Source organism: Qipengyuania rhodophyticola, assembly GCF_042493225.1.
Classification (GTDB): domain Bacteria; phylum Pseudomonadota; class Alphaproteobacteria; order Sphingomonadales; family Sphingomonadaceae; genus Erythrobacter.
Genome location: NZ_CP170454.1, coordinates 408354 through 433958, shown reverse-complemented (window position 1 = coordinate 433958; position 25605 = coordinate 408354). Strand labels below are relative to the sequence as shown.

General features: G+C 56.7%; 27 protein-coding genes and 1 tRNA gene. 14 read left to right on the top strand and 14 right to left on the bottom strand.

The annotated features are described in order from the left end of the window. The first annotated feature begins 23 nt into the window (after positions 1–23). Both ACFCXQ_RS01955 and ACFCXQ_RS01950 read left to right on the top strand, forming a co-directional pair. Positions 24–1244 (top strand): alginate lyase family protein, encoded by a 1221-nt coding sequence (locus ACFCXQ_RS01955; RefSeq protein WP_379552547.1) that lies wholly within the window; start codon positions 24–26, stop codon positions 1242–1244. Positions 1245–1552: 308 nt separating this feature from the next. Next, entirely contained in the window at positions 1553–2524 is a 972-nt protein-coding gene (locus ACFCXQ_RS01950) for an NAD(P)H-binding protein (protein WP_379552545.1), read from the top strand. 56 nt (positions 2525–2580) lie between these two features. Here the strand turns inward: ACFCXQ_RS01950 and ACFCXQ_RS01945 are convergent, their stop codons facing one another. From ACFCXQ_RS01945 to ACFCXQ_RS01905, 9 genes are all read right to left on the bottom strand, one after another. Beyond that, complete coding sequence (locus tag ACFCXQ_RS01945) at positions 2581–4509, bottom strand: S9 family peptidase (RefSeq protein ID WP_379552543.1); 1929 nt, start codon at positions 4507–4509, stop codon at positions 2581–2583. A gap of 74 nt (positions 4510–4583) precedes the next feature. Next, positions 4584–6179: an ABC transporter substrate-binding protein gene (locus ACFCXQ_RS01940; RefSeq protein ID WP_379552541.1), complete on the bottom strand. Its 1596-nt coding sequence runs from the start codon at positions 6177–6179 to the stop codon at positions 4584–4586. Between the two features lie 173 nt (positions 6180–6352). After that, positions 6353–6616, bottom strand: a complete 264-nt coding sequence (locus ACFCXQ_RS01935; protein ID WP_379554512.1) for a DUF2160 domain-containing protein — start codon at positions 6614–6616, stop codon at positions 6353–6355. Between the two features lie 62 nt (positions 6617–6678). Next, positions 6679–7515, bottom strand: a complete 837-nt coding sequence (locus ACFCXQ_RS01930; protein WP_425589445.1) for a carbohydrate ABC transporter permease — start codon at positions 7513–7515, stop codon at positions 6679–6681. Beyond that, positions 7512–8387, bottom strand: coding sequence for a carbohydrate ABC transporter permease (locus tag ACFCXQ_RS01925; protein WP_379552539.1), 876 nt, complete (start codon positions 8385–8387; stop codon positions 7512–7514). Before ACFCXQ_RS01925 ends, ACFCXQ_RS01930 begins: the two co-directional genes overlap by 4 nt. Before the next feature lie 51 nt (positions 8388–8438). After that, positions 8439–9506, bottom strand: coding sequence for an ABC transporter ATP-binding protein (locus ACFCXQ_RS01920; RefSeq protein WP_379552537.1), 1068 nt, complete (start codon positions 9504–9506; stop codon positions 8439–8441). 2 nt (positions 9507–9508) lie between these two features. Then, positions 9509–10606, bottom strand: a complete 1098-nt coding sequence (locus ACFCXQ_RS01915; protein WP_379552535.1) for an ABC transporter ATP-binding protein — start codon at positions 10604–10606, stop codon at positions 9509–9511. A 292-nt stretch (positions 10607–10898) separates the two neighbouring features. After that, positions 10899–10986: transfer RNA gene (locus ACFCXQ_RS01910), tRNA-Leu, on the bottom strand. A gap of 161 nt (positions 10987–11147) precedes the next feature. Next, on the bottom strand, positions 11148–12065 hold the full coding sequence (locus tag ACFCXQ_RS01905; protein WP_379552533.1) for an MJ0042-type zinc finger domain-containing protein: 918 nt from the start codon (positions 12063–12065) through the stop codon (positions 11148–11150). Between the two features lie 181 nt (positions 12066–12246). Here ACFCXQ_RS01905 and ftsE point away from each other — a divergent pair, with 181 nt between their 5' ends. From ftsE to ACFCXQ_RS01880, 5 genes are read left to right on the top strand one after another with little or no spacing between them, the layout of a single operon-like run. Beyond that, positions 12247–12978: a cell division ATP-binding protein FtsE gene (gene ftsE / locus ACFCXQ_RS01900; protein WP_379552531.1), complete on the top strand. Its 732-nt coding sequence runs from the start codon at positions 12247–12249 to the stop codon at positions 12976–12978. Continuing rightward, positions 12975–13907 (top strand): cell division protein FtsX, encoded by a 933-nt coding sequence (locus ACFCXQ_RS01895; RefSeq protein ID WP_379552529.1) that lies wholly within the window; start codon positions 12975–12977, stop codon positions 13905–13907. Before ftsE ends, ACFCXQ_RS01895 begins: the two co-directional genes overlap by 4 nt. Next, positions 13904–14434, top strand: a complete 531-nt coding sequence (locus ACFCXQ_RS01890) for a YdcF family protein (protein ID WP_379552527.1) — start codon at positions 13904–13906, stop codon at positions 14432–14434. Before ACFCXQ_RS01895 ends, ACFCXQ_RS01890 begins: the two co-directional genes overlap by 4 nt. 11 nt (positions 14435–14445) lie before the next feature. Further along, positions 14446–15126 (top strand): lysophospholipid acyltransferase family protein, encoded by a 681-nt coding sequence (locus tag ACFCXQ_RS01885; protein ID WP_379552525.1) that lies wholly within the window; start codon positions 14446–14448, stop codon positions 15124–15126. Between the two features lie 42 nt (positions 15127–15168). Beyond that, a complete protein-coding gene (locus ACFCXQ_RS01880) occupies positions 15169–15906 on the top strand; it encodes a sulfotransferase family protein (RefSeq protein WP_379552523.1) in 738 nt (245 codons plus the stop codon). An 8-nt stretch (positions 15907–15914) separates the two neighbouring features. Here ACFCXQ_RS01880 and ACFCXQ_RS01875 read toward each other — a convergent pair whose 3' ends face one another. Continuing rightward, positions 15915–16832, bottom strand: a complete 918-nt coding sequence (locus ACFCXQ_RS01875; protein ID WP_379552521.1) for a prephenate/arogenate dehydrogenase family protein — start codon at positions 16830–16832, stop codon at positions 15915–15917. Further along, positions 16829–17938 carry a histidinol-phosphate transaminase gene (gene hisC / locus ACFCXQ_RS01870; protein WP_379554508.1) on the bottom strand — a complete coding sequence of 370 codons (1110 nt, stop codon included), beginning with the start codon at positions 17936–17938 and terminating at the stop codon, positions 16829–16831. Before hisC ends, ACFCXQ_RS01875 begins: the two co-directional genes overlap by 4 nt. Before the next feature lie 108 nt (positions 17939–18046). On the opposite strand from hisC, the gene metX reads away from it, so the two are divergent. Together metX and metW are read left to right on the top strand one after the other, a co-directional pair. Further along, positions 18047–19159, top strand: a complete 1113-nt coding sequence (metX, locus tag ACFCXQ_RS01865) for a homoserine O-acetyltransferase MetX (RefSeq protein WP_379552519.1) — start codon at positions 18047–18049, stop codon at positions 19157–19159. Further along, entirely contained in the window at positions 19152–19754 is a 603-nt protein-coding gene (metW, locus tag ACFCXQ_RS01860) for a methionine biosynthesis protein MetW (RefSeq protein ID WP_379552517.1), read from the top strand. The genes metX and metW overlap by 8 nt, the downstream gene beginning before the upstream one ends. Positions 19755–19810: 56 nt before the next feature. Here the strand turns inward: metW and ACFCXQ_RS01855 are convergent, their stop codons facing one another. The 3 genes from ACFCXQ_RS01855 to ACFCXQ_RS01845 are packed head-to-tail and all read right to left on the bottom strand — an operon-like array spanning position 19811 to position 21000. Further along, positions 19811–20191 (bottom strand): VOC family protein, encoded by a 381-nt coding sequence (locus ACFCXQ_RS01855; RefSeq protein WP_379552515.1) that lies wholly within the window; start codon positions 20189–20191, stop codon positions 19811–19813. 29 nt (positions 20192–20220) lie between these two features. Continuing rightward, complete coding sequence (locus ACFCXQ_RS01850; RefSeq protein ID WP_379552513.1) at positions 20221–20613, bottom strand: VOC family protein; 393 nt, start codon at positions 20611–20613, stop codon at positions 20221–20223. 9 nt (positions 20614–20622) lie between these two features. Continuing rightward, on the bottom strand, positions 20623–21000 hold the full coding sequence (locus tag ACFCXQ_RS01845; RefSeq protein ID WP_379552511.1) for a cupin domain-containing protein: 378 nt from the start codon (positions 20998–21000) through the stop codon (positions 20623–20625). 78 nt (positions 21001–21078) lie between these two features. Between ACFCXQ_RS01845 and ACFCXQ_RS01840 the strand changes: the two genes are divergently transcribed. The 5 genes from ACFCXQ_RS01840 to ACFCXQ_RS01820 all read left to right on the top strand — a co-directional run bounded on the left by ACFCXQ_RS01840 (position 21079) and on the right by ACFCXQ_RS01820 (position 25495). Next, complete coding sequence (locus ACFCXQ_RS01840) at positions 21079–21456, top strand: hypothetical protein (protein WP_379552510.1); 378 nt, start codon at positions 21079–21081, stop codon at positions 21454–21456. 104 nt (positions 21457–21560) lie between these two features. After that, positions 21561–22016, top strand: a complete 456-nt coding sequence (locus ACFCXQ_RS01835; protein ID WP_379552508.1) for a hypothetical protein — start codon at positions 21561–21563, stop codon at positions 22014–22016. A 93-nt stretch (positions 22017–22109) separates the two neighbouring features. Next, the gene (locus ACFCXQ_RS01830; RefSeq protein ID WP_379552506.1) at positions 22110–22781 is read left to right on the top strand and encodes a glutathione S-transferase family protein; all 672 of its coding nucleotides are present in this window, start codon (positions 22110–22112) and stop codon (positions 22779–22781) included. 10 nt (positions 22782–22791) lie between these two features. Next, the gene (gene msrB / locus ACFCXQ_RS01825) at positions 22792–23199 is read left to right on the top strand and encodes a peptide-methionine (R)-S-oxide reductase MsrB (protein WP_379552504.1); all 408 of its coding nucleotides are present in this window, start codon (positions 22792–22794) and stop codon (positions 23197–23199) included. A gap of 262 nt (positions 23200–23461) precedes the next feature. Further along, positions 23462–25495: a transglycosylase domain-containing protein gene (locus ACFCXQ_RS01820; protein WP_379552502.1), complete on the top strand. Its 2034-nt coding sequence runs from the start codon at positions 23462–23464 to the stop codon at positions 25493–25495. The last annotated feature ends 110 nt before the right edge of the window (positions 25496–25605 follow it).

Here is a 25605-nt window from a genome sequence, read left to right as displayed (position 1 = left end):
TTGCAAGCGCGGGAGAGGCCAGCATGAGGGGTTTGATAGCATTAGCTGGAGCAGCGTCACTTGTAGCCGCCGGTTCAACAGCTGCGGCGAGCGTACCAGCTTTCGAGTACCCTGCTGATGGCCCGATATGCCGAGGCTCTGAAGGCTATGCCGCAGATTTCGGCGGACGGCGCACCTTTCTTTGGCGACCGGTTTGGCTTGAGGCGATTGCCAAAGACGATGCACACAGTCGGAGCGTCGTAAGGCAAGCTGACGAGGCGCTAGTCAGAGGGCCATACAGCGTTGCCGATAAGCCCAAGCTGGTGCCTGGCGCCTCGCGTAATGACTATGCCTCGATTGGCCCATACTGGTGGCCAAACCCGAATAGCGATGATGGCCTCCCGTATGGCCGCCGCGATGGCGAGGTCAATCCAGAGCGTGATGGGCCAGAGTTTGACAAAGATCGCTTGCGCAATCTGGCGAATGATCTGGAGGCGCTTTCGGTCGCATATTTCATCACCTCGGATGAGAAGTATGCAGACCGTGCCGCGAAGCTTCTGCGCGTCTGGTTCCTTGATGCAGACACGATGATGGCGCCGCATATGGACTTTGCGCAAGGGATACCGGGCAAGGTCAAGGGGCGCGGTGAGGGCATAATTGAGGCATCGGACTTGTCGACCATCGCCGAAAGCATTGGGCTTCTCGCGCCTTCGCCAGCCCTATCCAAACGAGAGCATGCCTCTTTGCGCCAATGGTATGCAGATTTTGCGACATGGATGGCGACCAGCGACAATGGCGAAGCTGAGATGCGTAAGAGCAATAACCACGGCGTATTCTACGATTTCTACCTTGCACATTTCGCGATTTTTGCAGGCCTCGATAGCGTCGCGCTGAACATTGCGGATAATTTCCTGAGGTTCCGGCTCGGCGTTCAGATGGACAAACAAGGGCGCTTCATCCGCGAATTGAAACGCACGCGTAGCTGGCACTATTCGAACTACGTGGTTGGCGGTGCCGCGCGCCTTGCAACGATAGCGGAATGCACGGGTCGCGATTTGTGGAATGCTGAGCTTGAAGATGGGCGCAGCTTGCAAACCTCGATCGCCTTTTTGCGTCGCTATTCAAGAGATCCGCAAAGCTGGCCGTTTGAAGATCGCGATCATCGGGCCGGCAATTTTGATAAAATGCGTAGTACTTTTGACCGGGTGGATCTGCTCTTCGCAGGCGCGAAGGCGCCCTCCAGCGGCCGCATTACTCTCCCTTAACTTTTGGATTTGGATTTTCTCCCCGTGGCTCAATTTCTTTCATTTGGTGAGATTATGTTGCGGCTGAAGACGCCCTCGCGTGAGCGTTTTTTCAGTCGCCCGGGTTTGAGCCGACCTTTGGCGGGGGCGAGGCGAATGTCGCGGTTGCGCGGTCGAACTACGGCCTTGATGCTGGCTTTGTGAGCGTGCTGTGAGTCTTTGAAAACCCGATAACAGCTCGCGCCCGCTCACCAATCTAACGACTGGCTTTGCCGGTGATGCCCCGCCTGTTATACACCTGCATGCGGCAAAAAATTTCAGATCGATAGATGGCCGAAATTAGCAATGGGATCGCTCGCAAGCGCGTGCTCGTTTTTGGGGCGAGTGGAACAATCGGACGCGCGACGCTTCGCCAATTGAAATCGGATGGGTACGATGTGACTGGCGTTGTCCGCAGCGCCTCAGATAGACGCGATGAGGCAAGCGCTGCACGGCCGTCGGATGCCAAGCTTCGCTTTTGCGATTTCGCTAACTCGGACTCAGTATCCAAGGATGTCTTCAGGAACGAGAGCTTCGATGTGGTGGTCTCATGCCTGGCTTCGCGGACTGGTGAGAAGAAGGATGCATATTTCGTCGATTACGAGGCGAATATGCAGATCTTGCGGGCCGCTAAGTCTGCCGGGGCTGAGCACATGATCCTCGTTTCAGCAATCTGTGTGCAAAAGCCTCGATTGGCTTTCCAGCACGCAAAACTCGCATTCGAGAAAGAGCTCATAGCCTCAGGGCTGACATATTCGATCGTCCGTCCGACAGCCTTCTTCAAATCATTGTCGGGCCAAATCGAGCGCGTCAAACGCGGAAAGCCGTTCCTGGTATTTGGTGACGGAACACATACTCGCTGCAAACCGATTAGCGACGCTGACCTCGGGCGCTACATAAGCGAGTGCATTACAAACCCGGAAAGGCATGACCGGATCCTGCCGATAGGCGGGCCCGGCCCGGCAATTAGCCCGCGTGAACAAGGAGAGATGCTGTTCGAACTTCTCAATATGAAGCCGCGATTTCGCTATGTTCCGATTGCGCTGCTTACTTCCTTCATCCATATTCTCGGAGCGATGGGCAAGGTCTTTGAGCGCGCTCAGGCAGCAGCAGAATATGCCAGAATAGCGCATTATTACGCGACGGAATCGATGCTGGTGTTTGATGATGATCGCAAGGTCTATTGCGAAGCCGCAACACCTGAGACGGGCGATGACACGCTGTTCGAGCACTATGCAAAGGTGCTTGATACAGACCACTGATCCGCAACAAAATTGCCGGCCTCCTCCCCTCAGGTCCCTTTGTATTTACTCGCGAATTAGCGCCCGATGTGCTGATCTAGAAAGTTGAGATAGGCTTCAGAGGCTTCAACCCGGTTTTCCTTCTTGCGGAAGCCATGGCCTTCATCCTCAAACAGGACGTATTCAACGTCTACCCCATTCGCTTTGACTGCGGCCACCAATTCGTCACTTTCGACCTGCAGAACACGCGGGTCATTAGCGCCTTGCACCACTAGCATCGGCTTCACGATATTGGAGGCATGGAACAGCGGCGAGATCTTGCGCAGTCGCTCCTCATCCGTTTCTGGATCGCCCAATTCATCGAACAGGGCCTTGCGGTTAGCGCCCCACCAAGGCGGGATGGATTTGAGGGTGCGGACCCAATTGGTCACGCCGAAAATGTTGACCCCGGCGTCAAACACTTCCGGCTCAAACGCGAGCGCAGCAGCAACCATATAGCCGCCATAGGACCCGCCCATGATCGCAATCCGATCATTGGCAATCCAGTCCTTGCCCTGAAGATAATCCTTGGACGCGACGACATCGCCTAAATCGGCCTCGCCATGGCGTTTGTCGTCCATGTGGAAGAAAGTTTTACCATAGCCGGACGAGCCGCGATTGTTGATCGCATAAACGGCATAGCCATTGTTCACCAAATGTTGAATCGTCGGATTATAGCCGCGGCGACTCTGGCCGCCCGGGCCGCCATGAACCCACACAATGGCCGGGGCTGGATTATCCGCACTCGCGCTTTGCGGGCGATACAATACGCCAGGGATCTCCACCCCGTCATAGCTCTCAAATCGCCCGATCGAAGCGGTAACGAGATCTGCTTCGTCAATTGCCGAATTCAATGCACTGGTCAGGCGCTTTGCTTGTCCAGAAGCCAAGTCAGCGACATAGATATCAGATGGTGATGTGTCCGATGAGACGGTAAAAGCGATCTGGTTTTCACCTTCATCAAAGCGGATGCTGCCAAGATTGCCTTCGGGAACACCAGTGAGCTCCACCTCTTGGCCCGTCTGTTGGTCAAGCAAAGTCAATTGCGTCAGTGCATCAGCGTTGATCCCGCTGACACGGTAGCGCCCTGAGCGCGAGTAGCTGACAAAGCTGACATCCCAGTCAGCCTTCAGGTACGGCGCAGTTTCGCCCGTTGTCAGATCATAGGTCCATGCTTGGCTGAACTCGCCATGCTCGTTGGTGGCGAAGATCAGTTTCGAGCTGTCGCGGGTAAAGCCATAGCTGCCATAGCTGATATTGCCCTCGTGCTCGGTAATGAGTTTCGGTTCAGCGTTCCCTTCCAGATCGACCAGAAATAGATCGCTGTCCGCACTCGAATTGTTGCGTGAAAGGACCATCCAGCGCCCATCATCCGATACGCTGCCGGGAAAGAAATTACCTGGGTTTTCGAACAGCAACTCACGCGAATAATCATCCGCACTATAGATGTAGAGATCGAAAGCCTGCGGGTCGCGCTCATTTGTGGCGATGTAGAAAGACGTGTCGTCTCCGCTCCATCCGCCAAACCTTGCGGTGTGGCCTTCCCCTGGGGTGAGATCACGCACAGTGCCATCAAGCTCGCGCAGATAGACATGGTTTAGCTCGTTACCGCCGCCGTCCGAAGTGTAAATCACGCGGTTATCGTTTGGAAACAGCGAGCTCGCGAAAACCGCGTTCGTGGTTGAATTGGTAAGTGCGACTGGCTCGCCGCCCGCCAAAGGCAGCAGGTAAGCATTGAACACGCCCGAGCTGTCTGAATTGATCAATACATGCTCGCCATCCGATGTGAACACATGCCCGCCTGAAGAGCCGAGGCCAAAGGAGGTGGAATCGAAGAATTGCTGCGCCGTGTATGTCTCGCTCTTACGCTCCTCAGTAGATGACTGAGTTTCTGCCTCATTTGAGAAGGCTGGGGCGCTCAGCGCCAGCAATGAAGCGGCTGTCGCAAGTTTCAGTGTGTTGAGCATCTGATCTCTCCTAAATAGTTGGGCTTGCCGCATCCAAGCTGACGAAAGCGTTCGCCGGAATTCTGTGAGGCCGGTTACTGCCATGTTTCCAGCAGCGTATCGTATTCGATCGTAACCGGCTCGGGATCTTCATTTGCAAGTCTTGCTTTGGGTGATCCTGGCTGGCTCAGCCAATAGGCGCTGCCTCGCTCTTCATTGAGCTTTGGCCCAAGATCGCCTTGCAACTCTGATCGCTCAAGCCGACCGAGAACGCGCTCCTGTTGCTCGCACAATGCATCAAGCGCGGCTTGCGGGGTCTTTGTTCCCGAAGAAGCATCACCGATGTTCTGCCACCATAGCTGCGCCAATCGGGGGTAGTCAGGCACATTCGTTCCTGTCGGCGACCACCGCGTGCGAGCAGGTGAGCGATAGAACTCGATAAGCCCGCCCAATTTGGGTGCTCTTTCGGTGAACGATTCATGCTGAATAGTGGATTCCCGGATGAATGTGAGGCCCACATGAGCCTTTTTGACGTCTACGGTTTTCGAGGTCACAAACTGGGCATAGAGCCAGGCGGCCTGTGCTCGGTTGGTGGGGGTAGATTTCATCAAGGTCCATGATCCGGCGTCTTGATAGCCGACTTTCATGCCCTCTTCCCAATATGCGCCGTGAGGGCTGGGCGCCATGCGCCAACGCGGCGTCCCATCGTCATTGAGAACCGCAGACGCTTCTTCGCCGACCATATTGGCAGTGAAGGTGGTGTACCAGAATATCTGCTGCGCGATTGCACCCTGTGCGGGAACCGGTCCGGCTTCTGAGAAGGTCATTCCTGCGGCAGAGGGCGGCGAATATTCGTTGAGCCATTTGGAATATTTGGCGAGCGCGTAGACTGCGGCAGGCGAATTGGTCGCGCCGCCCCTTGCAACGCATGAACCCACTGGCTGCGAGCTATCATTTACGCGGATGCCCCATTCGTCCACTGGCAGTCCATTGGGCTCGCCGACGGAACCCATGCCAGCCATTGACATCCAGGCATCAGTAAAGCGCCATCCCAGTGATGGATCTTTCTTACCGTAGTCCATGCTGCCGTAGACTGTCCTGCCGTCAATTTCCCGACCGGTGAAGAACTCCGCAATATCCTCATATGCTGACCAATTGACGGGCACGCCAAGATCATATCCATATTGCGCCCTGAAGTCGGCCTTGATCTGAGGATCGGTGAACCAGTCGTAGCGAAACCAATAGAGGTTTGCGAATTGCTGGTCCGGCAATTGATAAAGCTTACCGTCGGGGCCAGTCGTGAAATCGATGCCAATGAAATCGGGAAGATCAAGAGTGGGGCTGGTGACATCACTGCCTTCACCAGCCATCCAATCGGTTAGATTGCGTACCTGTTGGTAACGCCAATGAGTGCCGATCAGGTCAGAATCGTTGACATAGGCGTCGTAGATATTCTCGTCAGACTGCATTTGTGTTTGCAGTTTTTCGACGACATCACCTTCGCCAATCAAATCATGGGTGACCGTGATCCCGGTCATCGCGGAAAACGCAGGGGCGAGTACCTTGGCTTCATATTCATGAGTGGCGATAGTTTCTGACACGACCGAAATTTGCATGCCTTGGAACGGTTCGGCGGCCGCCATAAACCAAGCCAGCTCTGCTTCCTGCTCTTCGCGGGAGAGGGTAGACATGTCGCCTATTTCCTCGTCAAGGAATGTGGTCGCAGCAGCCAGCCTTTCGGCTTCGCTAAGAACAACATTGTTCGTGTCGCCGGACCCCGAGCAAGACAATAACGCCAAGCTTGCTCCAAATACCGCTGTCGTTCTTATAACTCTCATTCAGTCGATCCGATCTCTTTTTGTCATCATACCCAGCGGAAAACGCAGAATGCAAACAAGGCGCAGAAGATGAGTGCCAAATATTGCGGTGCGTCTGTCAGGCCGATCCATGCCAGGTTGATGAAGGCAGAACCCAGCAGAGATATGAAAAACCTATCTCCGCGCATTGTTTCAATACCAAGCGCTCCGGTTCGAGGAGTGCTTGGATATTTGACATGCAACAATGCGAGGATGGCGAGCGCAGAGGCAATGCCTGCGAAAAATAGCGCCGTGGGCCACGTCCAAGCCATCCACTCCATTTAGGAAATCTCTTCCATATCAATCCTGTTCAAACCTGCCGCTAAACCCACCACTAGACCCGGCCCAAGGCAAAGCCCTTGGCAATGTAGCTGCGTACAAAATAGATCACAATCGCACCGGGAATGATAGTGAGGACGCCAGCCGCAGCAAGGACTCCCCAGTCCAAGCCGGACGCAGAAACTGTGCGCGTCATAATGGCCGTAATGGGCTTGGCATCGACGCTGGTGAGGGTGCGGCTGAGCAAAAGTTCGACCCAGCTGAACATGAAGCAAAAGAACGCTGTCACGCCTATTCCCGGCGCTATCATGGGGATGAAAATGCGGGTGAAGAAGCGTGTGAAACCGTATCCGTCGATGAATGCAGTCTCGTCAATTTCGCGCGGCACGCCCCGCATGAAGCCTTCCAAAATCCACACCGCGAGCGGCACATTGAAAAGGCAATGAGCGAGCGCGACAGCGATATGCGTGTCGAACAGTGATACGCTGGAGTAGAGCTGAAAGAAGGGCAGGGCGAAGACCGCTGGCGGCGCCATGCGGTTCGTCAACAGCCAGAAGAACAAGTGATTATCGCCGTAGAACCGGTAGCGGCTGAACGCATACGCTGCAGGCAATGCCACCAGCAGCGAAATCGCCGTGTTGAGCGATACGTAGATGAAACTGTTTACATAGCCCATATACCATGACGGGTCGGTGAGGATTGTCCGGTAATTCTCGAAGGTAAAGCTCTCGGGAAAGAGCGTGAAGGTATTCAATATCTCAGAATTCGATTTGAAACTCATGATGATCAGCCAGTAGATCGGCACTAGCAGAAACAGCAGGTAGGCAATCATCACCAGAGCCGATAGCCGTAGTTCGGGCATCTGCTTTCTAGCTTGAGACTGCTCGCTCATTGTTTCGCCTCATCTTTGTCCATGGTTATCATCACCGTGTAAAACACATAGGAGATGAGCAAGATCACAAGGAAATACATGAGAGAAAAGGCAGCAGCTGGCCCCAAGTCAAATTGTCCAAGGGCCATCTTTACGAGATCGATCGACAGGAATGTGGTCGCATTGCCTGGCCCGCCGCCAGTCAGCACAAACGGCTCAGTATAGATCATGAAGCTGTCCATGAAGCGCAGTAGCACAGCAATGATCAGTACGCCGCGCATCTTGGGCAATTCGATGTACCGGAACACACTCCAGCGGCTCGCCTGATCAATCTTAGCCGCCTGATAGTAAGCATTGGGTATCGACCGGAGTCCGGCATAGGCCAAGAGCGCGACCAGCGATGTCCAATGCCACACGTCCATCGCGATGACGGTCACCCAAGCATCAAAAGCATCTTGCGCATAATTATATGAGAAGCCGAGATCAGTGACAACGCGCCCAAGCAGACCAATGTCTGCACGTCCGAACACTTGCCAGATAGTCCCCACGACATTGTAAGGAATGAGCAGCGGCAGCGCCATCAGCACTAGGCAGAGCGAGGCGAGCCAACCCTTTTTTGGCATCGATAGGGCAACCAAAATCCCGAGCGGTATTTCGATCAGAAGTATGATGACAGAGAACGCTAACTGGCGGCCAAAGGAACTCCACAGCCGCTCTGAACCCAACAATTCGCGGTACCATTCCAGCCCAACCCAGAAAAACTCATTGCCGCCAAAACTGTCTTGGAACGAGTAATTCACCACCGTCATCATCGGGATGATGGATGAAAAAGCGACAAGTGCCAGCACCGGAAGCACCAGAAGCCATGCACGTTGGTCGACTGGCTTATCCATTAGGAAGTCCCCCTTTCGACTTCGCCGGTCGGGCCGCCTTCGACCCGCCAGTCATCGCAAAAGCCGCCAGTCATCGCAAAAGATGCTGACCTTTTTGGGATCAAAAGTCACGTTGGTCATGTCTGCTTCAATCTCAACGCCCGCATCGGCCACAATGTTAATCTTGGCATCGAACAAAGTGGCGCTGACGAGCTTTTGCCTACCCACATCTCGAACATGATCGATGCTCACTGGCAATCCGGCGCCCTTTGTGAGCCGGACAAACTCTGGCCGAATGCCCAAGGCAGTTGTGCCGCGTGGACTTCCGAAATTGCTTGCCAGATCGACAGTCTTGCCGTTTGTGATAGCCCTGTTTCCTTCGACAGACACAGGGATGAAGTTCATGCCCGGTGATCCAATAAAATAGCCAACGAAGGTATGAGCGGGAGTGTCAAAGAGCTCTTGAGGGGTTCCGATTTGCACAACCAGCCCATCGTGCATCACCACTACTTTTTCAGCAAAAGTGAGCGCCTCAGTCTGATCATGAGTGACATAGATCATCGTATGGCCAAACTCGCGGTGGAGCGACTTGAGCTGTGTCCTGAGCTCCCATTTCAAGTGAGGGTCGATGACGGTCAGAGGTTCGTCGAAAAGAATAGCATTCACATCGTCCCGAACCACGCCTCGTCCGAGCGAAATTTTTTGCTTCAGATCCGCTGTTAGGCCTCGCGCCTTTTGTCGAAGGTGCGCCTCTAGCCCAATCATGTGCGCGACCCGCTGCACACGGCCGGCAATATAGTCGGCTTTCATGCCGCGATTGCGCAGCGGGAATGCTAAGTTTTGGCCCACCGTCATTGTGTCATAGACCACCGGAAACTGGAACACCTGAGCAATATTCCGCTCCGCCGTGTTAGCTGCGGTGACGTCTCTCTCATCGAATAGAATGCGCCCGCGCGTTGGCTGGAGCAGGCCGGACATGATGTTGAGCAATGTCGTCTTGCCGCATCCACTTGGGCCAAGCAGCGCATAGGCATGCCCGTCCTCCCATGTGTGGTTCACTTGCTTAAGAGCAAAATCGGCCTCGCCCCTCGGCTTGGGGTGATAGCTGTGCGCCAAATCTTCGAGAGTGATCGAAGCCAAGACTATGCCCTCGACTTTTCGGTTTCAGAGTTTGGCACGCCCGCCAGTTTCCCCTTCCCGTCGAAGTAGAAAACGTTCTCTGGATCCAGACAGACTTGGAGATCCTGACCAATCCGGAACGAATGGACACCCGGAACCAAGCCGATCCACCGTTCGCTTCCAGCGTCTAAATGGATGAAGGTCTCTGATCCGGTGAGCTCAGTGACAGTCAATCTTGCGTTGAATATCAGCGAGTTGGCGTTTTCTTCGCCAATCTTGAGGTGGTGGGCACGAAACCCAGCGCGATATTCTCCGTCGGGTAAGCCGCCCAGATCATCGCTTGCCTGCGTGGATCGCCCATTCGGGAAATGAACCATGGATCCTTCTTTGCGCACCGCCACAAAGTTCATGGGTGGATCGGAATAGATACGCGCGGTGATCTCATCGATCGGTCGGCGATAGACATCCATTGAGGGGCCAAATTGGGTTACGCGCCCTTCCCATAGGGTTGCCGTGTTTCCTCCCAAAAGCAATGCCTCCTCGGGCTCGGTCGTGGCGTAGACAAAGATGCTGCCTGATGCCGCAAAAAGTCGAGGAATTTCGCTGCGCAGCTCCTCGCGCAATTTGTAGTCCAGATTGGCGAGCGGTTCGTCCATCAAGACCAGCCCAACATCTTTCACCAATGCCCGCGCGATGGCGCATCGTTGTTGCTGCCCTCCAGAAATTTGATCCGGCTTGCGATCAAGAATGGCGGTGAGCTGCAACAGTTCAGCCATCTCGTTGACGCGGGCATCGATTTCCTCCGCTGACTTAATCCGCAGTTTCAGCGGTGATGCGATGTTGTCATACACGGTCATAGAGGGGTAATTGACGAACTGCTGATACACCATCGCGATATCACGATCTTGCACCCGCATTCCCGTGACATCCTCGCCATTCCAGTAGATTTTGCCGGAATTGGGCTTATCCAAACCTGCCATGAGGCGCATCAATGACGTCTTGCCCGCTGCTGTTGGCCCCAGAAGGACGTTCATCGTTCCCTTCAGCAATTCCAAATCGACGGGATGAATATGCGCTTCTTCACCGAGTGATTTTGAAACGCCTTGTAGCCTCAGGCTCATAGCGTGTTCTTTGAAAGGGTAAGTCTCAGCACACTCACCTGATGTCCTCGGTGCAGTTCGAAGTCAAATGTCCCCCGTGAAACGGCAAGGAATAAATAGGAGAGTGTTGGCGGCAAGGTTTTTGCCGGCCCTGTGCATCTCAGAAGAGGGCGCAGCGTCCGATTCTAAGGGCGGAAAAACGCGAAGGGGCAGCACCTTGGGCAGAACGTTTGTCTGCAGTCCCTGAACGCAACTATGTTAAAGTGAGCCTTCCACAAAATAGCTGTGTTGCGGTCGGGAGATCAGGACTGTTTGGTGCGGTCGAGAAGACTCGAACTTCCACGGGTTATTCACCCACAACGACCTCAACGTTGCGCGTCTACCAGTTCCGCCACGACCGCACACAGTCATCAAAGGCCTCTGCCCTCGATTGGTAGGAGCGCGCCACTAGCAGGGGAGTTCTCGCCTCGCAAGCATCTTTGACAGTGTTTGTATAATTGGATCGGGAGCGCAAATTTAGGCCGCACAAGGAGAGGCCCACAGCTGAGGTTGCACCATTAGTTCAATTCGGAGCCCAGCCGATATCAGCGAACACCGCGGCGCGCGGGATTTGCGTGGTCGCCTCGTTGATGGTGATAACTTCACCTGGCGCCAGCTCGTTTTGCGGCGGTACGACAACCCAGTCAAACACCTTGCGCTCGCGCCCGTCACGCAGGACAATCAGCAGGTTTGGCAGAGCCCGCGTCTCACGCGCAGTGTTGGTGATGGTGATCCGCGCGCCGAAATATTCTGTGCCATCGGGAAGCGTGCGGCGTTCTTGCTGATCAACCGGGAATTGAATTTCTAGATCAGGCTGCGCGCTTCCCCAAAGCGATTGCTTGAACGGCGCCCAACTCGGCATGCCGAAATATTGAACCGCGCCGACCGTTGCCAGCGCCAGAACCGCGAATATCGCCGCAGCCCAAGTCCAATATTTGAGGATATTGCGGCGCGGCTTGAACGGCGGCTCATAATCAAATTGCGAGACGTCATGATCCGCATAATCGCTGTCGTCGTAAACAGCGGGCTTTGGCGCAGGCTCCGGTTCCGGTGCTGGCGTATCAATTTGCTCGCTGAAATCAGGCTCAGCATCCTGATAGCCATAGTCATCTGCACTTGGCGCCGCGTTTTCTGCAGGCTCACTGACTGGAGGCTCTGTTTGAGCTTCACTCACTTCAGCGGGCGCAGTCTCGGGTTCAGGCGCAGGATCCTGCACTGGAGCAGGAGGAGGTGGTGGTGGCGGCGGAGTTTCCCGCGCCGGTTCAGAGGCTGGCGCGGAAGTTGCCGAAGCCGTCTTCGCGCTCTCCGGCACCTCAATCTCAGGCCCATCCTGATACCAACTATGCTTGCATTTGGCGCATCTGACCGTGCGTCCATCCACGCCGATTGCACTGTCGGGCACGACATAACGTGTATTACAGGCAGGGCATGCGATAATCATCGTGATTAAGGGCCTTACGCGCCCGTATTGTTTGCAACAAGTGCACGACACTGTCGGCAAGGTGTGCGAACGGCTTTTTTCCACACCGAAGCGCCTGTATAGGGCTCAACGAGATGATTAATTCCCCATCCTGCCTTCCGCTTCACTTCTCGGACCGCCACGCGCCGGGTAAGGCACGCGCATGAGCTCGGCTGAACCTGAAATCGTCCGGTTCGACAATGTCGGCCTGCGCTATGGCACGGATAGCGAGGTATTGAGCAATGTCTCTTTCACGCTTTACCCTGGCCGGTTTTACTTTCTCACCGGGGCCAGCGGGGCGGGCAAGACATCCTTGTTGAAACTGCTTTATCTTGCTCAGCGCCCATCCCGCGGCGCAGTGAACATGTTTGGGCGCGATGTCATAACCATGGCGCGCGAAGAGCTGCCGGCTTTTCGCAGGCGCTTGGGCACAGTGTTTCAGGATTTCCGCCTGGTCGACCATTTAAGCGCATTTGATAATGTCGCACTGCCCTTGCGTGTCTCCGGCGTGCGCGAAGCTGATTTGGAACAGCCGGTTGCTGAAATGCTCGATTGGGTTGGCTTAGGGCACCGCGCCGATGCGCGCCCCGCCACTTTGTCTGGCGGAGAACAGCAACGTGTGGCGATTGCCCGTGCCGTAATCGCGCGGCCCGATTTGCTTGTCGCGGACGAGCCCACCGGCAATGTCGACCCAGAAATGGCGCAGAAACTGCTGGGGCTGTTTGAAGCGCTTAATCGTCTTGGCACGACCGTCGTGGTGGCAACGCATGATTTTCAGCTTATCAAGAAAGTGCCGGATTGCCTGATTATGCGGCTCGACAAGGGGCGGCTCGCTGATCCCACGGGCGCTCTGCGTTATCCACCGCGTAGAAAACCGATTGAGAGCGAGACATGAGCGGCCCTCCTGTCCTTGCCCGCGCGGTTGAGCGCGGCCTTGCCCCGCTCAAGGGCAAGCAAGCTGCGCAGCTTCTTCCCAAAGCCCGCATGGGTGGGCCAATGCTATGGGTGATTGCGATCATGGTCGCGATGACTGTGCTCGCAGCAGGTGGCGGGCTGGCGGTCACTAACCTCGCCAACTCCGCTCGCGGCGATCTTGATGGCGGAGTAACGGTTCAGATAATCGAGGCAGATCCAGCGGCGCGCGACGCGCAAGCTAGCCAAGCTCTCGAAACGCTGGAACGTCTGGAAGGGGTCACATCCATACGGCTGGTGCCTGAGGAGGAGCTATCTGCTCTAGTTGAGCCATGGCTGGGCGAGGGAAGCAGCGCATCGGTCGTGCCGCTTCCTGCGCTGATTGATCTGCGCCTTGATGGCCCCGTCGATGATGCGCGGCTTGAGCAATTGCGGGCTGCGTTGCGTGATAGTGCCCCTGATGCGCGCGTCGATGCGCAAGCCAATTGGCTCGGACCAGTTTTTAGCGCGTTTGCCACATTGAAATGGCTCGCGATTGTCTTGATCGGTCTGCTCGCCCTCACGAGCGCAGCGGCGGTGTACCTTGCGGCCCGAAACGCCTTGAACGCCAATCGCAACACCATAGAAATTGTGCATTTGCTGGGCGGCACAGATGCTCAGATTGCGGGGATCTTTCAACGCTCCATCCTGATCGATTCCGCGCTTGGAGGGGCCGCTGGCCTCGCATTGGGCGGCATCATGGTTTCGGTCATGGGCGGGCAATTTGCCGCCTTGGAATCCGGCATGGTCAGCGGCGGCGGCTTCACAGGAATTGATTGGCTCATTCTTGCATTAATTCCGCTCGCAGCAGTGTTGATTGCCTTGCTCACCGCGCGATTAACGGTAATGCGATCGCTGGGAAAAATGCTGTGATCCTCCGCTTCTTCGCTTCGATTGTCTTGATTTATGCCGTCGGCTTTCTCGCCTTTGCCACAACTTTGCCTGGGCCAATCAGCGGCGCTGAGACAGATGCAGTGATTGTACCTACTGGCGGGGCGGGACGGATTGCGCGCGGGCTCGCGGTGGTACGCAGCGGCAAAGCAGAGCAAATGTTCGTCTCTGGGGTTGATCCGGAAGTGACGGAGCAGGAATTCGCAAACCAGTTCAAGGTTACGCGGGGCGAAATGCGCTGCTGCGTGAAGCTGGGCTATCTCGCCGTCGACACCCGCAGCAATGCCGGTGAGGCGAGCCAATGGCTTGCAGAAAATGAGTTCACTTCTGTTCGGCTTGTGACCACCGATTGGCATATGCGGCGCACCGCCTCTGAATTTCGCGATGTGCTACCCGGTACGATTTCGCTGGTGGAGGACGCAGTACCCTCAAAGCCCAATCTCGGCACGCTTTTCCTCGAATATAACAAGCTCATCGCGGCGGTTGTGCTGCATGGCTGGCCGAGCTGACCCAGATACTTATGTTGCTGATCCGAAATCTTGCCTTTTATCTGGTGTTCTATGCTGGCTCTGTCGTGGTCACCGGCGCATGTTTGCTCGCGCTACCCTTTAGCCGCGATTGGTTCCGCCGGTTCGTCCATATGTGGAGCGGGATGCATCGCTGGGCCGTCATTCATGTGCTTGGGTGTGAGCTGGTGATTGAGGGGGAACCGCTTGAGGAGCCGGCGCTTTATGCAATCAAGCATGAGAGCTTCTTTGAAGCGATAGACACCACGCAATTGCTCCGTGTGCCCGCCGTCTTCGCCAAGCAAGAGCTGTTCAGCATTTGGGGTTGGGGCCATGCCGGCCGCGCTTATGGGCTCGTGCCAGTTGCCCGCGATGCTGGCGCAAAAGCGCTCATGGCGATGATCCGCGAAGCGCGCGCGATGGTCAAAGACGGCCGCCCATTAGTGATCTTTCCTGAAGGAACCCGCATCCCGCATGGCGAGCGGCCCCCATTGCAAGCCGGCTTTGCCGGGCTGTATAAAATGCTTGGTCTGCAAGTGGTGCCAGTCGCGATTGATGCTGGGCCGCTTTACCAGCGTAGGCTGAAACGCAGGGGGCGCATCACTTACCGCTTTGGCGAGCCCATTCCGCCCGGGCTCCCGCGTGCAGAAGTCGAGGAGCGCGTGCTGGATGCGATTAACGCGCTTAACACCTAGGCCTTTGGTGCTTTCGCCATTGAAGCACAATCTAGAGAGCTCATGACAAAGACAATGCAAAGCAAACTCACCTTTATCATGGGGCCCCCACGCTCAGGGACCACGGCAATTACACGGCTGCTTATGAGCCACCGTGATGTCCTGCTTGCTGATGCACCGATGCTGGGAACGGCTCTACCGGATGCGCCCACCTATTATGAAAGTGGAATATTCGTTCGCGATGTGCCCGATGAGGAAATTCTTGCCCGCTTCAAGTTACTAGATGGGAACGCGCCGTTTATTGTCGAAAAGACGCCGTCACATATCGAACAGATCGAACGTATCCGGCGTCTGTTTCCTGAGGCATTACTCATTGTCACTCACCGTGAGCCGGTCGGCTGTCTACGTTCTTGGAAGGTCGCCAATCGCACCTTTATAAACTCGTCTCAGGCCTTTCACCAAGCCTGTAAAACATGGCGCAGCGCAACGCGCATAGCCATCGAAAACCTTAGAAAGCCCGATGTTTTGCCAATTGATTTCGCTGAATTTATGACCAATCCGTCTGTCGCTGGCCGGATCATTTTTGACCGTATCGGGCTATCGACTGACCAATTAGACCATTGCCTCGGCGCCATGAACGGCGCTGAAACCGAGAGATTGAAAGAGGTGGTCGGAGAGACAGTTAGGGGCGGCAATACCCGGCTCAATCTTGCCGAAAAGCTGCAAATTGCGTTCTTCTGCCGGCAGACCGAAGTGGAATGGATCGCCGAATATGAGAGTATGGAGGGCTTGGCCAACTAAGGTGCGCCCTAGTGATCCCGGCCAAAGTCAGGCCGATCATCATCTTGGCCTTGTTCGATAATCGAGCGCCGGATGTCGCGCGTGCGGCTGAACAAATCATGCAAAGCCTCGCCATCTCCTGACCTGATCGCGCGTTGCATCACGGATAGATCCTCGCTGAAGCGACCTAGAACCTCCAGAACCGCCGATTTATTGTTGAGAAATACGTCGCGCCACATCACCGGATTGGACGCGGCAATGCGGGTGAAATCGCGGAAACCACCTGCGGAATATTTGATTACTTCACCGCGCGTCACCTCCTCCAAATCAGAAGCCGTGCCGACAATCGTATAGGCAATCAGATGAGGAATATGGCTGGTGACCGCGAGAACCACGTCGTGATGTTCGGCGTCCATTATCTCGACCTTGGAACCCAGCTTTTCCCAAACTGCGCGCACGGCTTTGACGGCTCCCTCTGGCGCATCATCACCGGGCGTAAGGATGCACCAACGCCCCGCAAACAATTCAGCAAAACCCGCCTCTGGGCCGCTTTGCTCAGTGCCTGCTACCGGGTGTGCAGGGATAATGGTACGGCCCGGCAGAGCCGCTTTCAGCGCGCTTGCTACGCTTTGTTTGGACGAGCCGACGTCGCTGATGATTGCGTCGGTTTTGAGGGCTGGTGCGATTGCCCGCGCGGCGGCATCCATTGCGCCGACAGGAACACACAGGATCACCAGATCGGCTTCTGCTACCGCCTCCTCTGCGGTGCTGCAAACCTGCCCGACCAAGCCGCGCTCAGCCGCGCGGGCGCGTACATCTGCGTCACCGTCATAGCCAGTCGTGACAATGTTCGGCGCACGCTCAGCCAGCGCCAGCCCCAGCGATCCTCCCAGCAGCCCAAGGCCAATAATCGCGATCCGTGTGATCTTTGTCTCGCTAGGCGTCATGCGCGCTCTACCAAAGTCCGGAGTGTGTCCGCGATCGCGTCCATATCGCCCGCTTTGCCTATGGTGATGCGCAATGCTTGTGGCAGGCCTTGGCCTGGCAGATGGCGCACTGCATAGCCCGCATCACCCAATGCGTGGAGCGCAGCTTCCGCGCTAACTCTGCCTTCGAATAGAACCAGCAGGAAGTTTGCCTTGCTTGGGATCGCGCGCAATCCGTGATTGCCCAGCGCTGCAATCTTTGCCGTGAAACGCGCCAATTCGGCCGTGTTGTGATCGCGGCTGCGGGCAACGAAATCCTGATCGCTGATTGCTGCAATCGCAGCGGTTTGGCCTGAACTCGTCACATTGAACGGCCCGCGTATGCGATTGAGAGCATCGACCAGAGCAGGCGCGCCTGTGGCCCAGCCAATCCGTTCGCCCGCCAGCCCATAAATCTTGGAGAATGTCCGCGTAACCAGCACATTTTCGTGGCTCGCAGCAAGCTCCAATCCGCCATCATCTTCGGTCAATGTCAAATACTCGCCATAAGCTTGGTCAATCACCAGCAACACGTCCTGCGGCAGCCCAGCGTGCAGTCTAGCCACGTCTTCTCGGCCCAAACACGTTCCGGTCGGATTGTTTGGATTTGCGAGAAAGACCACCTTAGTCCGCTCAGTCACGTGGGCTACCAGAGAATCCACATCCGTTGCGAAATCCGCATCCGGTGCCTCTACTGGGGTCGCGCCGCACCGCCGCGCCGCAATGTCATAAACCGAGAAGCTATACCGGCTGAACAGCACTTCATCACCCGGACCGGCAAAGGCTTGTGCCGCCAGATTAAGCAGCTCGTCCGAGCCTGTCCCGCACACGATGCGCGCCGGATCAATTCCGTGCAGATCGCCAATCGCGCCGCGCAATTCGCGCGCATCCGGGTCGGGATAAGTCGCGGGCGCGCCAGCATTCGCAAGCGCAGCCAGCGCTGCATCGCTACATCCCAGCGGGTTCTCATTAGCCGAGAGCTTGATGAGCGCGCGCCCGTCCGCCCCTGTCGCTTTACCGGGAACGTAGGCGTGGATGCCTTCGATCCATTCCTTGATCTGAGGCCCTGTTTGCGGCGTGTTCGTCATATCGCGGCGTCGAATACCGCATTCGCCAAATAATGACAGCATGAATGACAGCCCGAATAAGACCGCAATTGACACCTCACCGTCGCTCGCCCAAGCGTCCTTTCCGCAATGCCTAACCCGCCTGCCTTCCAGAGCCTGATGCTCCCCAACCCCCTGCCACTCGATGGCGGGGAGAGCCTTTCGGGCGTCCAAATCGCGTATGAGACCTATGGCGAACTGTCCCCAGACAAAAGCAATGCGATCCTCATTTGCCATGCGCTAACCGGCGATCAATTTGTCGCAAGCACCCATCCAGTGACTGGCAAGGAGGGCTGGTGGACGCGGATGGTCGGCCCCGGCAAGCCGATCGATACGGACCGTTTCCACGTGATCTGCGCCAACGTGATCGGCAGCTGCATCGGTTCCACCGGCCCAGCCAGCACAACCGATGACGACGCCCCTTACGCCATGCGTTTCCCGGTGATTACCATCCGCGATATGGTGCGCGGGCTTGTCGTGCTGCTCGACCAGATGGACATTGAGCGGCTGCACACAGTCATCGGCGGGTCAATGGGCGGCATGCAGGCGCTGAGCCTCGCTGCCAACTGGCCCGAGCGCGCGGACAGAGTGCTGGCGATTGCGACTACAGCGCGCCACTCGGCCCAGAACATCGCCTTTCATGAGGTCGGCCGCCAAGCGATTATGGCTGATCCGGCGTGGCGCGATGGCGACTATTACGGCGAAGCTGATGCGCCCGATGCTGGCCTTGCGGTTGCGCGCATGGCCGCACACATCACTTATCTTTCGGAGGATGGGCTGACTGAGAAATTCGGGCGGCGCCTACAAGATCGCGATGCCAAGGGCTTTGGCTTTGATGCAGATTTCCAGGTCGAGAGCTATTTACGCTATCAGGGAAGCGGCTTCACCAAGCGTTTCGATGCCAATTCCTACCTCTATATCACCCGCGCGATGGATTATTTCGACCTCGCGGAGGAGCATGGCGGCACGCTGGCTCAGGCATTTGCGGGCCACGAGAGCGGGAACGGCACGCGCTTTTGCCTGGTCAGCTTTGACACCGATTGGCTTTATCCCACCTCCGAAAGCCGACATATCGTCCACGCGCTCAATGCGGCGGGCGCGCCGGTCAGCTTTGTCGAGCTGTCTGCGCCTTACGGCCATGACAGTTTTCTTCTCGACGTGCCTGCGCTCGATCGGGTGGTGAAGGGCTTCCTCGATGGTTGATGTGTCGACCTTGCGCCCAGACCTCGCGGTCATCGCTGCGCACGTCCCCCAAGGCGCGCGGGTGCTTGACGTGGGCTGCGGCGACGGCGCGCTCATGGCGGTGCTGCGCGATCAGAAGCAGGTCGATGCGCGCGGGATCGAGATTGATGGCGCCTGCGTGGAACGCTGCGTCGCGCAGGGGCTGTCCGTGGTTCAGGGCGATGCCGATAATGATCTAGGGTTTTACCCCGATGGTGCGTTCGACATCGCAATCCTTAGCCAGACTTTGCAAACCGCTGCGCGGCCTGACCGCATGCTGAAGGAGCTGCTGCGAGTTGGCACGCGCGCTTATGTCAGCTTTCCCAATTTTGCCTATTGGCGGATGCGCTGGGCGCTGATGAGCCGGGGCCAGATGCCGGTGACCCGGCACTTGCCCGTCAGCTGGTATGCGACTGAGAATATCCACCACGTCACTGTCAAAGATTTTGAACTACTCGCAGCTGATCTGGGCGTGACAATCGCGCGCCGCTGGTTCTTTACAAACGAGCGCGAGATCGGCGCAGGCGGGGCAAACTGGCGCGCAGAATACGCTCTGTTTGAAGTCAGCGGCGCGTGAGAAGCAGGGGTAAGCGCCTAAGGTGAGCTTACTTGTGAGCTTACCCCTCCTACCAATCACTCAACCCGCATCATGGTGCAGACCTTATTACCTGCCGGATCGCGCAGATAGGCAAGGTGCATTTTCATGCCGCCGCCCTCGCGAATGCCCGGCGGATCTTCAATAGCCGTGCCGCCATTGGCAACGCCAGCAGCATGCCATGCCTCGGCCATCTCGACGCTATCGACATTGAAACCGATTGTGCCGCCATTGGCGTGGCAGGCCGGATTGCCGTCAATCGGCTTGGTCACGATGAAGATGCTGCCATCCTTGAAATACATCACGCGACCTTTGGGATCGACCGATCCCTCGCGGCCGCCCAATGCAACAAAGCAAGCATCATAAAACTTTTTGGCAGCGTCAATATCGTCCGCGCCAACCATCACATGACTAAACATAGTGTATATTCTCCTGAAACTAGAAGCGGTTAAGCTGGGCGGTGAATGCCGCAGAGTTTGTGGCCATCAGGATCGGTGAAATAGGACAGATACATCGGCCCCATGCTGCCTTCGCGCAGGCCCGGAGGATCTTCGATCGAGGTGCCGCCGTTCGCAATAGCTACATCGTGAATTTCGGTGACTTGTTCGGGCGAGTTGCACAGAAAGCCAATTGTGCTGCCATTGGACGGCGCAACCGGCTCACCATTGATCGGCTCGCTAACGCTGAAGGTAGACCCATCATGTATGTAAAACAGGCGTGTTTGCCCAGTGTCATTGACGTGGGCCATCGGCTCGCCTGCGCCGAGCACGCCCAGCACGGCATTGTAGAAACTCTTCGATTTCTCAATATCGCCGGAGCCAATCATAATATGGTTCAGCATTTCTCTCTCCTATAGTTCAACGGCCGCTGTGGCCGTCGCGTGATTGCCGGTATTGGCGTTATCTTTGGGGTCGATAATAAGCATCTGCACCTCGCCATCCAGAGCGCGTGGGCGGTGTTCAACTCCGCGCGGCACGACGATCATTTCGCCTGCGCTGAGCGTCTGGGTGTGATCTCGAAATTCCATGGTGAGCGTGCCAGAGACGATCAGGAAAAGCTCGTCACTGTCAGTATGCGAATGCCATTGGAAATCGCCTTCGGCCTTAGCAAGCCGCACTTCATTATCGTTGTAACGCGCAACGATTTTTGGTGACCAATGCTCGCAGAATTGCGCGAATTTATCGGCCAGACTGACTTTGGAACTAGCGGGGGCGCTGCGATTCTTCACACGCCTTCGGTAGGGCAGCGCCGATGATGCGGCAAGCGGTCGTTTGCGGTTCATAATCGGCAAGCTACAAACATGTGCATGATCATACATTTCTTAAGCGTTCTCGCGCTGGCCGCGCAGCAAACCTCTCCGGCGAATGCGCCTGTTGCTCCGACTACGAGCGCGCCGGTGCTCGCTCTCGAGCAAACCGCAGCCTTACGCTGCGCCGCCGCGATTGCGGTTACTGCGCGGCTGCAAGAGGCTGGCGTGGAAGAAGCAAAAAATTACCCGCCATTGGGTGAGCGCGGACGCGAATTCTTCGTACGGACAGTCGCCAAGCTGATCGATGATACTGGGCTCACACGCGAGGTGCTTTCGGACAGACTCGCTGGGGAAGCTGAGCTTTTTCTGGACAAGGATCGGTTGTGGGCGACGATGCCAGCCTGCCTGCTTATGCTGGAGACGGCAGGGGTCTAACCCGCTGACCTATATTGTCTTTTACATTGTTTAACACGCATTTCAGCCACTATTCAGACGCGCCGAGATAATCCGGCGTCACATCAATTATGAGGAGCCAACCTATGCGACGCAGTGTACTTGCCGCCGCCCTTCCTTTTGCCCTGCTCGCAGCGCCAGTTGCCGCACAAGAGATCGCTCCTCCTGATCAGGCCGATGGCCTGACTGAGTTGTCGCAGACACTTTCCGATCCGGTGAAACAGCAGCAGATCGCCAATACGCTGGCCGTGCTGAGCGAGGTAATTCTTGATTTGCCGCTCGCACCGATTGTCGAGCCATTGTCTCGCGCCGCTGGCGATATCACTGGCGAGGAAGCTGAACCGGTTGATCCCAATATGACCTTGCGCCGGATGCGCCCCGAAGCGAGCGATCTGCCCGCCGAAATCACGGATAAAGTGCCCCGCGCAATGAGCAGCATGGCAGCCATGAGCGATGGGCTCGCTGCGCTCCTTCCAGCGCTTCGGACCATGGCCGAACAGCTTAAAACTGCGCTCCCCTCTGATCGCGGCAATGACTATTGATCACGCCTCTGGTCTGACGACCAAATTCTCCTGCGGATTGCCCGTTTGATCGCTGGCTTTTAACGGTCCCTTGCGGCATTAGCTAAAGTCAGCATGTGGCAGCTTTATCAATTCCCTTTGTGCCCCTTCAGCCGCAAGGTTCGCCTTGTTATGGGCGAGAAGAACATCGCCTATGATCTGGTGCATGAAGAGCCATGGGCTGCACGCGATGAATTCTGGGCTCTAAACGCAGCGGGCCGCACACCAGTCTTGCGCGAGAGCGACCGCGGCATAACCCTCTGCGATAGCCGGGCAATTTGCGAATATCTGGAAGATACGGTCGAGCGCATGCCAATGCTTGGGGGCACCGCGACACAGCGCGCAGAAATCCGCCGACTGGTCGCTCTGTTTGATGAGAATTTCTACGCTGACGTCACAGGACCGCTGCTGCAAGAGCGGATGAAGAAGCGCCTGATCCTGCGCCAGCCGCCGGACTCGCGCATTTTGCGTGAGGCGATGAAGCTAGCGCATGAGCATCTCTACTACATCGACTGGCTCGTCGATAATCGCAGCTGGCTCGCCGGTCCGACCATGAGCCTCGCTGATCTAGCGGCCGCCGCGCAAATTTCGGTCGCAGATTACCTCGGCGGGCTTGATTGGAAGGGTCACGAACAGGCGCGCAGCTGGTATTCGGTGTTTAAGAGCCGGCCTAGTTTCCGTCCGCTCTTGGCCGAAAAGATGGAAGGTATTCACCCGCCTGCTCACTATGCCAAGGTGGATGCTTAAGGAGAGCGAGATGTCTGACCCAAAAGACCTCACTGACGCTGATTGGCGTAACAAACTCAGCCCAGAGCAATACCATGTGCTGCGCGAGGCGGGCACTGAGCGGCCCTTCACGGGCAAATATGACAAATTCTACGAGGACGGCGAGTATCACTGCGGCGCTTGCGGGCATAAGCTGTTCGATAGCAGCGCCAAATATAATAGCGGCTGCGGCTGGCCAGCATTTACGGCTCCTGCCGAAGGCGAAGCCGTGGCGGAGCATCGCGACACCTCTCACGGAATGATCCGCACTGAGGTGACCTGCTCTAATTGCGGCAGCCACCTCGGCCATGTCTTTCCCGATGGACCACCCGAAGCAGGCGGTCTGCGCTATTGCATAAACAGTGCCAGCCTTGATTTCGAGGCGGAAGACAAGGCCTAGCCGCCTGCATAGAGCTCTCTGTCTGGGGGATTACGGAGGCGTAACCGTTCACCGCATGTTACAAATATTATAGGCATGACGGTGGGCGCTTACAGGGTGGGTTGAGTTGGCCGGAAACAGACGTAATCAAATTCAGAAACGCGGTGGGCGCAGGCGCGCTGCCGAGGAACAGGCGCGTCAAAAATCCAGCAAGAGCAAACGTAAGTCCTCACGCGGAGGAGGAGGAGGCGAGCGCACAGGCTGGCGCTTATGGATCCGCCGAATGTTCTTTTGGGGCGGCGGCGCTGCCTTACTCGGTATAATCTTCCTTGCACTAGCGGTAGCTTTTGCGGCCCGCTCCTTGCCCAGCTATTATCAGCTGAAGGCCTCCCAAACCGGACAAACAATAGTCGTGCGTGCCCGCGATGGCAGCGAGCTGGTCGAGCTGGGCCCCAGCTTTGGCCAGTGGCTCGAGCATGATGAAATCCCGAAGGTGATGAAAGATGCGATGATCTCAGTTGAGGATCGCCGTTTCTATTCGCATTTCGGTGTTGATCCGATTGGCCTCGCGCGCGCGGTCTATGTCTGGGGCACCAGTGACAAGCGGCTAGGGGCGACGTCCACCATCAGCCAGCAATTGGCGCGCAATGTGTTCCTCAACTCCAACCGCACCTTTGACCGCAAAATGCGCGAGGCAGTGCTTGCTATGGCGCTGGAGATGAAGTTCTCGAAGGAACAGATCCTCGAGCTGTATCTCAACAAGGTCTATTTTGGCGGCGGGGCATATGGAATTGACAGTGCAAGCCGCAAATTCTTCAGCCATCCCGCGCGCGAGCTATCGGTAGCCGAAGCCGCAATTATTGCCGGCCTTGTCAAAGCGCCAAGCCGCTATTCCCCCACCGCTGATGTCGGCAAGGCCGTGGCGCGCGCCGCAACCGTGCTTCGCCTGATGGAAGAGCAAGGACGGATCACCGCTGATCAAGCCTCAGTCGATGTTTCGACGGTCAATCTCAAGAAAGACGTGGGCACCAACTCGGTTCGCTATTTCACCGACTGGGCCCTGCCTCAACTTGACCTGCTGCTGCCTGAAACATTCGAGCCGATCGAGGTCTGGACCACGCTGGATCCGGGCATGCAGCGCGCCGCGACCGCCTCGATCCAATCTAACACTCCCGATGGCGCGCAAGGGGCTCTCGTCAGCCTCGACCGTGACGGTGCGGTGCTCGCGCTGATCGGCGGCACAGACTACGTCGAGACGAGCTATAACCGTGCTACCGATGCCAGGCGCCAACCCGGCTCCGCCTTCAAGCTCTTCGTCTATCTGGCCGCGCTAGAGGCGGGATATACGCCAGGCGACCGCGTGGTCGACACACCGGTCACGATTGATGGGTGGACCCCGCGCAATTCCAATGGCCGCAATGTTGGCGAGACTAATTTGCGCACTGCCTTCGCCTATTCGATCAACACTGTCGCGGCGCAATTGGGCAATGAAGTCGGCTTTGGCACTGTTGCCTCGATGGCTCGGCGCTTTGGCATCACGACACCTGTCAAAACCTACCCGTCCATGGTGCTGGGCACGTCAGAAACCCGTTTGATCGATATGACCCGCGCTTTCTCAGCCATTTCCGCAAAGGGCAAATCGGTTGAGCCTTACGGGATTGTCAAAGTCACCACGGCGAGCGGTGAGACGATTTATGAGCGCGAGAAGAAGGACCCCAGCCAGCTTGTGCCTGACTATGTTGCGGCGGGGATCACTGACCTTCTGCAAACTGCTGTCAACACTGGCACGGGCCGAGCTGCTCAGATCGGCCGCCCCGTTGCGGGCAAGACCGGCACTACCAACTCCAATAAGGACGGGTATTTTGTGGGCTTTTCCAGCGGCGTGACAACGGGCGTCTGGATGGGCCGCGATGACAACGCCCGCGTTGGCGGTTTGCAAGGTGGCACCGCGCCCGCCCGCGCGTTTGCGGCCTATATGCGCGTTGCTGTAAAGGATCGTCAGGTCGAGGAGTTCGACACCGAATTGAACTTGCCAGAATGGCAATTGGAGCCAGATGATGAGTATCTGTTTGGTAATCCGGACGATTACTATTTCATCGATGAGCAGGGCAATCTGGTTGAGCCAGGACGCCCGGATGAGCCTCGCGACGATCCATTTGGCGTAGATGGCGAACGCCCAAATAGCACGCCGCCGCTAGCGCCTGATACGCCGCCCGCCCCGGTGGGCGACGCTGTGCCGGAGGACGATCAAGCGGCGAGCGATGACTTCCTTGAGCAAGCAACTGGCGGCGCTGCTGATCCAGAAGGTGATCAATAAGGCGTCGGTGAACCGTCAAAGCGTATCCTCACCCAAGCCGCCAAAAGAAAACCCCGCCCGGTTAGGGGCGAGGCTCTCGATCTTCAGATATGTATGATCGCCTAGTTGGC